This is a genomic window from Dietzia sp. 179-F 9C3 NHS (genome assembly GCF_045369825.1).
Taxonomy (GTDB): domain Bacteria; phylum Actinomycetota; class Actinomycetes; order Mycobacteriales; family Mycobacteriaceae; genus Dietzia.
This window is the reverse complement of the sequence record NZ_JBIQES010000026.1, coordinates 1-10,478: the sequence shown is the minus strand read 5'-3', so window position 1 is coordinate 10,478 and position 10,478 is coordinate 1. Positions and strand designations below refer to the sequence as shown.

Below are 10,478 nucleotides of genomic sequence, written 5' to 3'. Positions count from 1 at the left end.
ACCCACGATTCCCGACGAGGCCCGCGAACTCATCAACGCCATCAACGCGGGGCACTAAAAGTTGTGGAACTCAGGTCGACCTCCCACAGCGCCGAATCGCCGGCGGAGTCCCACGTCCGCACGAGCCCACCGGCACACAAGCCCAGCTGCACCACCTCGAAGGTATCGCCGACGTTCACGGGATCGGATTCGCTCATCATGGCCCTCTCTCTGGTCGGCTGGAGCCTGCCACTCGCCTCCGACATCCAGCGCCGCCCAAGACGAGGCGTCCAGGGCACAGCAGGTGAGTGGGGATGAGGCGGGGAGGGCGGTATGACGACGTCAAGGGCCGCGAGCACGGGTGTTCGCTGCAGCTTGTGCCAGCAGACCGCTCCCTGGAAACGGCAAAATCAGACTCGGTCAAGAAGGCGCGTCGCCCTGCGAAGTCGCCATATCAGCGCCGAGGAACGGCGAACGACTCCTCTCATGCTGTAGTGCAGGCGGGCAACGCGGACATGAGCGCTTCCCGAATGGCGCTGGGCGACAGCGAGAGGTCCACTTCGCGGATCGTGAACGGGATTCCGGCAATCTCCAGTTCGAGATCCCGGCCGAGCGACCTCTGAACGAGCGCGCCCAAGAGGACCGCGCTGGTTTCTCCGTTGAACCCTTGGCCGTACACGTTGGCGTACGTGTACAGCTGACGAAGGTAACCAGGCTCGAGCATCACCTTCCGGCGCTGCTCATGCGTACTGAAAATTGGGCCGAACTTGCACTCAACGATCACCTGTCGCCCAGGGCCGCTTATCACGACATCGGCATTCAGCCGCGGCAGGAATGTCAGTGCTTCCGGCTCGCCGACGGCCGGCCACCCCCTGGATGCGGCCTTCACGCTGAACCCAGAAGGACCCAAGTGGTGCCGATAGAAACCACGCACGGCTTTTTCGAACAGCGTACGGAGAGCGCGTTCATCTCGTGCGATCGCCGGAAGCTCCTGGTGACCGGCCACATGCTCAGGCGCACACATGTCGCGTACCAGGGCGCTCAGGGCCACGAGCTTCTGGTCCTGCGCGTCGAAATGACCGTATTGCTCCGTCGAAATTTCTGCCGACGTCGCATCTGTGGACGACACGCCGTTTCGCTCCAACAATTGCGCGGTGGAGATGCACCGAAGACCCACCCCTTCGGACTCTGCCGTATGCGCAGCGATTCGCAGGGTGGCCAGCATGTATCGGTATCGGGGCCGGTCGACGGTTTGCTCGTCGTAATGGCAGAGGATCCTCCCGGATTCCATGAGCCTGCGGCGCGCCGTTCCCAGGTGGTCTATTCGGCCTCGGACACGGCTGAGCGATTCATGCCTCTTCCGGAATCCACGAGCAAGCATCGATCGCATTCGCGCCTCCACCTGGCTCGCCAGAATGGCAGCGAGCGCGTCAAGGAGATCATTGTCGCGCTCACCTCCGATAAGTCTCTCCCTCTCGGCCGATGTGAGCTTATCCAGGAGTTCGGACGCGTAGAGCATCAAGAACCATACACTGCGAATGTTGATTCGTGTGGATCCGGCTCCTGCTGCGAACACCTCAGAACCTCGCCAACAGCCGGTCGGTTTCCCTGGCCACCGACTCCTGGTCGTCGTGCCAATACTCTGCGAGCTGAGGTGCAACGGCGGTATGCACGACCGACCGGAACCATGGTTCGAACTCGCTCTCCTTGGTTTCTGGAGTGAAGTACGAATGCCCGATCCGGAACGCGCGTCCGAGCCCAACGTCCTCGGCAATGACGTCATTCAACGCGTTAACGCGTCGGGCCGCCTCGTCGATATGCGCACTCGGCTCAGCGCGGAAGCGCGACTTCAGGTGCGCCCTCCACTTATCATTGAGTTGAGGCTCGAGGTCGAAGAAGGCGAACCTCCGGCGTAGGGCGAAGTCCACGAGCGCTAACGACCTGTCCGCTGTATTCATGGTCCCTATTACGTGAAGGTTCTCCGGTAGCCAGAATTCCTCCTCGTCATCACGCATGTAGGTCAGTTCGAGTGCTTCCGCCTCGCTGCGCTTCGTGCGTTCGAGCAAGGTGAGCATTTCGCCGAGCGCCTGGGCAGGATTGCCACGATTGAACTCCTCGATAATGATGACGTGCGGGATATCCGGATACCTGCGCGCCCGCTCCGCGTGCTGGAGTAGCGGCCCATCCACTAACGTGAGGGAACCGTCTCCACCCGGCCGCCATCCGCGCACAAAGTCCTCGTACGATGTTCCCGGGTGAAACTGGACCGTACGGACGGCGGCATTAAGTTTCTGGCCAATCAGCGCAAAGGCGAGTCGTTTAGCAAGCCACGATTTTCCTGTACCCGGGGCACCCTGGAGGATGACGTTTCGGGTCGCGGCCCACCTCTCAACGATCGAACGCAGTTCGTCGATGGGATGGAAAGCACCGTCGTCGACGATCGACTGGATCGTGTATTCTTTGACATCGACGGTACCGTCTCCGTCGTCGTCTCCCTCGTTCTCTCCCTCATCATCATCGTCCTCCTCGAGCCAATAGGAGGCGAGGGGTTCGCTGTAGAAGTCCGGGGTGACGATTGGATCGGGCGTCATCCATTTCCTGAGTGCCGCGAGATCGACGTCAGAGTCGCCGGAGGGCTGCTGATGCGTGACTTCCGGGTAAAATGCATCGACGATTGACTCCTTGTGCCACTCCGCGACGATCGGGAGGTAGTACCCAGGGTGCCCCATATACACAAGCGCCCCTCGCAGCGATGGCTCTGGAGTCCCCGGTGCATTGTTGACGAGCTCGCGCCACGCTAGCGGTTCAGCATACGCAGTAGCGAGCTCTGATTCGGTGAGTGTGCGCACGTACCGAGCGAATTCAATCAACATCGCCAGCTGAAAGTACCGACGTACTCCATAGGCCGTCCCGCCGCTGAAAAGCGGCGAATCAAAGGCGTCCAAAATCTCCTGAGGAAGCTCGTAGTTGCCCTCAGCATCGCGCAGCACTCGCATGATGTTGCGAACCTTTGTCTCCTTTCGGAACTGCGTGATCGGCAGCATCTGCAGCAGGAATATCTCAGCAAATAGCACACGGACGTCATCGTGAACGCCTTCAAGCTGCCCGTCGAGTTTGGTGAAGAACGAATTCCCCGAAACATCCGGCTGCTTGACGAATCGCTCGATGAGGATTTCGATATTCTCCTTGGTCCAGACGTCCCGGTCGGTGAGCACCGAGCCTCCGTTCCGAACTATTTCCAGGAGTCGCGCCGCTTCCCGTCGCACCGGTGCGTCGTTCTCGAGCGCCGAGAACTCAGGGGGCCGCCCTTCAATCGGAACCGGTCCAACAGGACTGTCGAGATCCAAGTTGTCGTCGTGGTGCTCCATCGCGCCCTCCCTGTTATCGACGATTTTCTGCTTCCGTGACCACTGCGACTCCGTGCAGAATGGGTGCCTCACCGCATGCTGACATTTCTCTGCGCATCATAGTCTTGTTTACCGAGATTGTGAGTCCCCGTCGTCCTGGGTGGTCCGAGCCAGTCGCCCCACCGCCTGGTTGGCGAGCAGCCAGCCGGGGTCGTCGACCGCCCACAGCGCCGAATCGCCGGCGGAGTTCCACGTCCGCACGAGCCCACCGGCACACAGGCCCAGCTGAACCACCTCGAAGGTGTCGCCGACGTCCACGGGTTCGGATTCGCTCATCATGGCCGCCTCTCTGGTCGGCTGCAGCCTGCCACACGCCTTCGACACCAGCGCCGCCCAAGACGGGGCGTCTAGGGTGTGTCTCCCATAGCTGAGCGGTGACCTGCGAGACCGTGGCCGTATGGAGCAGACAAAGTCACGGTTTCGCCAGTTCACCGACGAGCAATGGGAACGGATCGAGCCCCTGTTGCCCTCGAATGAAGGGCGGCAGGGGCATCCGTTTCGGGACAATCGCAAGGTAGTCGAGGGTATTGCCTACCGATATCGAGCAGGGATTCCGTGGCGGGATCTGCCCCGCGAGGAGTTCGGTCCGTGGCAGACGGTGTGGAAGCGTCACGCCCGCTACGCCCGTGATGGGACCTGGGACCGGATCGTGCAGACCATCCTTGCTGAGGCAGATGCGGCTGGAGATGTCGATTGGAACGTCTCGGTCGACGCCACCATCTGCCGGGCTCATCAGCACGGCACAAATGCAACTCGTCCCGAGCAGGACACAGGGGGCACGGTCGAATCACAAGAATCGACCACCCCAGGACTGTGAACCCGCAGGTCACGGCATTGGCCGCTAACGCGGTGGGCTGACGACCAAGATTCACAGTGCCGTCGACGGTCGTGGTCGGCCGCGGGCGAATGTGGTCACCGGCGGCCAGCGCAACGACGGCGCGATGCTGGCCGAAGTACTGGCCGACATCCACATTCCGCGTCTTGGCCAGGGCAGGCCTCGCACCCGCCCCGACGCGGTGATCGCTGACAAGGCGTACTCGTCCGGCACGATCCGACGCCAGCTCCGCGGTCGCGGAGTCACCGCGGTCATCCCGGAGAAAAGCGACACTATCGCCGCCCGCCAGCGCCGAGGCAGCCGCGGCGGCCGGTCACCAAAACTCGACGCTGACCTCCACAAAGGGCGCAACGTCGTCGAGCGATCCTTCGCACTGGCCAAGCAACGGCGAGCCCTGGTCACCCGCTACGACAAACTCGCAATCACCTACCGCGCGGCCGTCACCCTCTGTGCAATCCTGACCTGGCTGCGCGCATTAGGAGACACACCCTAACGGGTCTCGGCGTCGAATTTTCGCGGTGCTGCCATAGGTTCCAGTCTGCCTTGCTAGATCGGAACCCTCCGACGAAACCAGGGAGGTTCACTGCGTACCTCACCGTCCATAGGACCAGCCTAGCGGCTTCTGTCGGTGCCGCTGCCTACGATGAGCAGAGCGGGTCTGGAGCACTCGCAGACCTTTAAGGAGAGCGTGCGAGTGTCGCGACTGACTGAACTACTGAGGCAGGCCCGGAAGGCCGACAAGCAACTCGGTGACGATCTTGAGAAGGAGTTCGCCGCGCTGATGAAGCGGCGGACGTTCGGCCTGGTCTTCGAGCAGCACCAGCCAGAGGCTGTGGAGTTGCCGGGTCGGGCCGTCCGACGCGGGGACAAGGTGCGTGTCCTTCCGCCTCGGGGTGAGGTCAAGCCGGGCGACCAGCGGCTGTGGCGTGTGGAGCAGATCGAGCGGGTCGACGGGGGCCGAGTCGCGCATCTGCTCGAACTGGATGCCGAGGACCCGGAGACCCGGGTGGTCATCACCGGCGACCTGGTGGTGGTTGCAGAGTTCAACGACCGCATCTACCCGGGCCTCGTGGAGACGGGCCGGGTCGAGCGCGGCGGGGACAAGCCGTTCCACACCGTCATCAACGCGGAGAACTTCCACGCCCTGGAGATGCTGACGTACACCCATCGGGGCAAGGTCGATGCCATCTACATCGACCCGCCGTACAACACGGGCGCGAAAGATTGGAAGTACAATAACAACTACGTCGAGGGTGACGACGACTACAGGCACTCGAAGTGGCTGGCATTCATGGAGCGACGGTTGTGGGTCGCTCGCGAACTGCTGAACCCCGAAGACTCCGTTCTGATCGTTACCATTGACGAGAAGGAGTATCTGAGGCTGGGCTTGCTCCTGGAGCAGACGTTCCCTGAAGCGCGTATTCAAATGGTCAGTAGCCTCATCAATCCTGCTGGAGCGGGTCGGGCCGCTGAGTTTAGCCGTACCGATGAATACATCTTCTTTGTGCGTATTGGTGCTGCCGTAATCCTCCCCCAACAGAGGGTGGAAGAAGCGATGCCAGTTATCTGGGACACTCTTCGCCGGAGCGACTTCGCCTCCCGCCGAGGAACTGCGAAGGGTGGCGTTTCGCAGTTCTATCCCATTTACGTAGACGAAGAGACCCATCGTGTTCGATCGATTGGTGAGCCAATCCCGCACGGTCAAGATCGCCGGGAATGTCCCCAAATTCCCGGCTGCGTTGCTGTATTTCCGATTCGTCCGGATGGCACAGAGATGAACTGGGGGCTGACACCCGGTCCAGCGCGTGAACGATTGAGCAAAGGCTACTTGCGTGTGGGACGAGCCAAGCCCTCCGAGCCGCAGCCGTTCGTAATCTCGTATCTCACCGCTGGGATTATCTCTGATATCGAGGCGGGAAAGGCGGAAGTAGTTAGACGAGCAGCGGACGGCTCGGTAGTGGCGAGATACGTCACTGGACGAGTCGTAATGCCGACAACCCAGTGGAACGTCCCTTCGCATGACGCGCAGAGGGGCGGAACAGCCATCCTGCGAGCCCACTTGCCAGGCAGGCGCTTCCCCTTCCCGAAATCACTGCATGCTGTTGAGGACAGCCTCGCCCATGTTTTACGGGACAACTCCGACGCTATTGTGCTTGACTTTTTCTCTGGCTCCGGAACGACTGCGCACGCTGTCATGCGGCTGAACAAGCAGGATGGGGGTCGCCGTCAATGCATCTCGGTGACCAACAACGAGGTGAGCGCCGAGGAACAGCGGGGGCTTCGTAAGAAGGGCCTGCGACCTGGAGACGATGACTGGGAGTCACAGGGCATCTGTGACTACATCACGAAGCCCCGCATCACCGCTGCGATCACCGGCCACACCCCCGAGGGCACGCCGATCAAGGGTGACTACAAGTTCACTGACGAGTTCCCGATGAGCGAGGGCTTCGAGGAGAACGCGGCGTTCTTCACCCTCACCTACGAGGCACCCCTGTCCGTCCGCCACAACAGGGCGTTCGAGCGGATCGCGCCGATGCTGTGGCTGAGGGCTGGTTCGCAGGGCCGGATCATCACCGATCTGGGTGAGAACGGCTGGGACGTGGCCGACACCTACGGGGTGCTGGAGAACCTGGACCAGGCAGGGGACTTCGTGGCCCGGGTGGCTGAGGAGGAGTCGGTGAAGACGGCGTTCATCGTCACCGACGACGACTCGGCCTTTCAGATGGTGTGCCGTGACCTGCCCAGTGCGGTGCTCCCGGTGCGGCTGTACGAGTCCTACTTGCAGAACTTCATGCTGAGGGGTGGCCGCTGATGCGCTACACGTTGAAGGATTACCAGGGCGAGGCCGTCCGGGACGTGCTGCGGAACCTGGAGCAGGCCCGGGACATGTATCACCGCTACGGGTCGTTGTCGCAGTTCTCGCTGACGGCGACGACTGGCGCGGGCAAGACCGTCATGGCTGCTGCGGTGATCGAGGCGCTGTTCTTCGGCAACGACGAGTTCGACTTCGAGGCCGATCCTGGCGCAGTGGTGCTGTGGTTTTCCGACGACCCGTCGCTGAACGAGCAGTCCCGGGCTCGGTTGCAGGAGGCCGCGACTGAGTTGGACTCGCGGCTGCGGGTGATCGAGACGACGTTCTCCGAGCCCTCGCTGCGTCCGGGTCACGTGTACTTCCTGAACACGCAGAAGTTGTCGAAGAACTCGCGTCTGGTGCGCGGCGAGCCGACCCCACTGCCCGGGCAGGAGCGGCTGTTCCAGCCACGTCCGGATGAGATGCAGTCCTCGATCTACGACGTGATCACGAACACCGTGGAGAACGAAGACCTGACGCTGTACTTCGTGCTGGACGAAGCCCACCGTGGGATGGGGACGACGAGCAAGGATCGCTCCACTATCGTGCAGCGGTTGATCAACGGCAACGGCGCGGTGCCGCCCATGCCGGTGGTGTTCGGCATCTCGGCCACGGTGGAGCGGTTCGAGGCCGCGATGAAGGACGCGAGGGGTCGGACTGCCCTGCCTTCGGTGGAGGTGGACTCCGCTCTGGTGCAGGCGTCGGGGCTGTTGAAGGACGACATTGTTCTGAGCATCCCGACCGAGCAGGGGGTCTTCGACACAGTGCTCCTGCGTCGGGCAGTGGAGAAGGTCCGCGCCTCGACGGCGGCGTGGCTGGCGTACGCCGATGAGCAGGAGGAGGCCGATCCGGTCATCCCGTTGCTGGTGGTGCAGGTGGGTGACAAGCCCACCACCGAGACGCTGGTGCGGACGCTGGACACGATCTACGACGCCTGGCCCGAACTCGACCCCGACGCCGTGGCGAACGTCTTCGGGGAGCACCAGGACCTGCTGGTCGGCCAGCAGGGCGTGCCGTACATCGAGCCCCAGCGGGTACAGGATGCCACCCACGTGCGGGTGCTGCTGGCCAAGTCTGCGATCTCCACGGGCTGGGACTGCCCGCGCGCTGAGGTGCTGGTCTCGATGCGCCCGGCGAAGGACAGAACCCACATCACCCAGCTGCTCGGGCGAATGATCCGCACGCCGCTGGCACGACGTATCCCGGGCAACGAGTTGCTGAGTTCCGTGGAGTGCCTGTTGCCATTCTTCGACCGGAAGACCGCCACGGGTGTGGCCGAGATGTTGATGAAGGGCGCGACTTCCAAGGACGATGAGGACACCGACACCGGAGGCGGCGAGGGACGCCGCGTCCTGTTCGACCCGGTGGACCTGCACCCCAACCCGCAGGTGCCCCAGGAGGTCTGGGAGACCTTCGCCGCCCTGCCCTCGGTGACGATCCCGAAGAAGGGCGTCAAACCCATCCGCCGACTCACCGCGCTGGCCACCGCACTGTCCAAGGACAACCTGGTCGAGGAGGCTGTGGAGAAGGCGCACAAGCACCTCCACGCGGTCCTGGACGGTCGGGCCGTGCAGTACCAGGAGAAGGTCGACCAAGCGCGTGAGGACGTGCTCACGATGAGCGGGGAGGAGGCCCGAGGCCGGATCGGCGGCGGCTTCTCCTACAAGTCGTTCCAGGAGTCGGCCGACCCGCGTGCCATCGACGACTCCTACCGGGCCGCTGCGCGCGTCCTGAGCCCCGCCCTGTGCTCTTCGTACGTCAACCACCTGGTCGGCCCGGACGGTGACGATGACGACCTCTTGGAGGCCAACATCACCGTCGCTGCCTTGGGGCGGGTGCCTGAAATCGCAGAGGCCGTCGAGGACGAGGCCGACGACCTGGCGAGGACTTGGCTCAACCAGACCCGCGTCGCTCGCAAGGGTCTCTCGGACGAGCGGCAGGCGGAGTACGACCGCTTGGAGGGCATGTCCACCCAACCTGAACGCATCTCTCTCACGGTGCCCAAGGCGGCGCAGGCCGAGACCATGGTGCGCGAGAAGGACGGGACCGAGAGCCCGCTGGAGACCCGCCTCATGCACCTGATGGCAGCCGAGGACGGCTCCTACCCGATCACGCTCAACGACTGGGAACGCAAGGTCCTGGCCTCCGAGGCCAAGCAGCCCGGCTTCAAGGGCTGGTACCGTAACCCCGCACGCGCGACCAAGGAATCCTTGGCCATCGCCTACAAGGAGGACACCGGCACCTGGAAGGCAGTCCGTCCCGACTTCATCTTCTTCGGCACCGACCACGCCGGTCAGATCGTCGCAGACCTCGTGGACCCCCACGGCCACCACCTCTCCGATGCCCTGCCCAAGTTGCGAGGGCTCGCCGCGTTCGCGGAGAAGTACCAGGGCGAGTTCCGCCGCATCGAGTCGGTGGCCGAGACCGGAGGAACCATGCGCGTGCTCGACCTGACCAAGCACCACGTGCGACAGGCCATCCGCGATGCCAAGACGGCCATGGGACTCTACGAGTCCGACCTGGCGAGCAACTACTGAGATGGCGCTGTGGGACTGGCTCCGCCGCACCTGGACCTCACCTGCACCGACAGACACCCCGCCTGTCGCGTCCACCAGCACCCCCGGCGCAGCGATGGTCAATGAGGCTCGGAGTATCTTGACCAATGTCAACGAGTGGGTGAAGCATGCCGAGACAAAACTCGGGGTCGTGCTGGCGTTCTTGGGAGTCCTGGCGGCGGGACTGATCACGTTGGTCATCGAGGTGGGACGCGGCTCCGCCCTCATGCTGTTGCTGGAGGGTCTCTCCGGACTGCTGCTGCTCTTAGCCGCTGGGTGCGCCTCGCTGGGCCTCCTGCCCCAGTTCGCCCACGAGTCCAACCATGCCAAGTTGAACCCGCTCTACTACGGCGACATTCGAAAGCATTTCGCAGGCAAGCACGAGGAGTATGCGGCACATCTCAGGGAAGCGCTCTCCAGCCCGCCAGCATTCACGGACCACCTGGCGCGTCAGATTGTGGCCAACTCCGAGGTAGCCGTCCGCAAGTACACGTGGGCCAACCGCGCCATCTTTCTCGGTTTCCTGTCCCTACTGAGCACGGTGGCGGTAGTCGTAGGCCAGGCGCTGAGTTGGTAGCCCACGAGTGTCAGACCGGCTCCGTAACCTAGTTCACATGAGTGATGAACCCGCATTCCTGACCTCTCTCCTCGACGAACTGGTCGAGGAGGTGAACACAGTCCTGAACAACTCCGACATCCCTGTGGTGGAGAAGGACGGCACCTTCAAGGCGCAGGGCATCCCCTCCTCGTCCAGCGACACGTGGATCAAACTTCCTGACGACGGACACGAGAGACTGCCCGTAGGCGGTCACGAAGGTGCCCGCTGGCGGACGTGAGAGTTGCCCGCTGGC

The 10,478-nt window shown here is 62.9% G+C and carries 10 protein-coding genes; 6 read left to right on the top strand and 4 right to left on the bottom strand.

Annotation, left to right across the window (positions count from 1 at the left end; all coding sequences use genetic code 11):
• Window positions 1-41: 41 nt before the first annotated feature.
• The 4 genes from ACH0BZ_RS16115 to ACH0BZ_RS16100 form a co-directional block, all read right to left on the bottom strand.
• On the bottom strand, window positions 42-197 hold the full coding sequence (locus ACH0BZ_RS16115) for a hypothetical protein (protein WP_406899746.1): 156 nt from the start codon (window positions 195-197) through the stop codon (window positions 42-44).
• A 266-nt stretch (window positions 198-463) separates the two neighbouring features.
• Window positions 464-1,498 carry a 5-methylcytosine restriction system specificity protein McrC gene (locus ACH0BZ_RS16110; RefSeq protein WP_406899744.1) on the bottom strand — a complete coding sequence of 345 codons (1,035 nt, stop codon included), beginning with the start codon at window positions 1,496-1,498 and terminating at the stop codon, window positions 464-466.
• A gap of 58 nt (window positions 1,499-1,556) precedes the next feature.
• The gene (locus tag ACH0BZ_RS16105; RefSeq protein WP_406899742.1) at window positions 1,557-3,347 is read right to left on the bottom strand and encodes an AAA family ATPase; all 1,791 of its coding nucleotides are present in this window, start codon (window positions 3,345-3,347) and stop codon (window positions 1,557-1,559) included.
• Between the two features lie 108 nt (window positions 3,348-3,455).
• Window positions 3,456-3,662, bottom strand: a complete 207-nt coding sequence (locus ACH0BZ_RS16100) for a hypothetical protein (protein WP_406899740.1) — start codon at window positions 3,660-3,662, stop codon at window positions 3,456-3,458.
• Window positions 3,663-3,783: 121 nt separating this feature from the next.
• Here ACH0BZ_RS16100 and ACH0BZ_RS16095 point away from each other — a divergent pair, with 121 nt between their 5' ends.
• The 6 genes from ACH0BZ_RS16095 to ACH0BZ_RS16070 all read left to right on the top strand — a co-directional run bounded on the left by ACH0BZ_RS16095 (window position 3,784) and on the right by ACH0BZ_RS16070 (window position 10,463).
• Window positions 3,784-4,203: an IS5 family transposase gene (locus ACH0BZ_RS16095; protein ID WP_406899738.1), complete on the top strand. Its 420-nt coding sequence runs from the start codon at window positions 3,784-3,786 to the stop codon at window positions 4,201-4,203.
• A gap of 37 nt (window positions 4,204-4,240) precedes the next feature.
• Window positions 4,241-4,714: an IS5 family transposase gene (locus ACH0BZ_RS16090; RefSeq protein ID WP_406899747.1), complete on the top strand. Its 474-nt coding sequence runs from the start codon at window positions 4,241-4,243 to the stop codon at window positions 4,712-4,714.
• A 201-nt stretch (window positions 4,715-4,915) separates the two neighbouring features.
• Window positions 4,916-7,033 carry a site-specific DNA-methyltransferase gene (locus ACH0BZ_RS16085; RefSeq protein ID WP_406899737.1) on the top strand — a complete coding sequence of 706 codons (2,118 nt, stop codon included), beginning with the start codon at window positions 4,916-4,918 and terminating at the stop codon, window positions 7,031-7,033.
• Window positions 7,033-9,609 carry a DEAD/DEAH box helicase gene (locus tag ACH0BZ_RS16080; protein WP_406899735.1) on the top strand — a complete coding sequence of 859 codons (2,577 nt, stop codon included), beginning with the start codon at window positions 7,033-7,035 and terminating at the stop codon, window positions 9,607-9,609. Before ACH0BZ_RS16085 ends, ACH0BZ_RS16080 begins: the two co-directional genes overlap by 1 nt.
• 118 nt (window positions 9,610-9,727) lie before the next feature.
• Window positions 9,728-10,204, top strand: a complete 477-nt coding sequence (locus ACH0BZ_RS16075) for a Pycsar system effector family protein (protein WP_406899734.1) — start codon at window positions 9,728-9,730, stop codon at window positions 10,202-10,204.
• A gap of 37 nt (window positions 10,205-10,241) precedes the next feature.
• A complete protein-coding gene (locus ACH0BZ_RS16070) occupies window positions 10,242-10,463 on the top strand; it encodes a hypothetical protein (protein ID WP_406899733.1) in 222 nt (73 codons plus the stop codon).
• Window positions 10,464-10,478 lie beyond the last annotated feature (15 nt).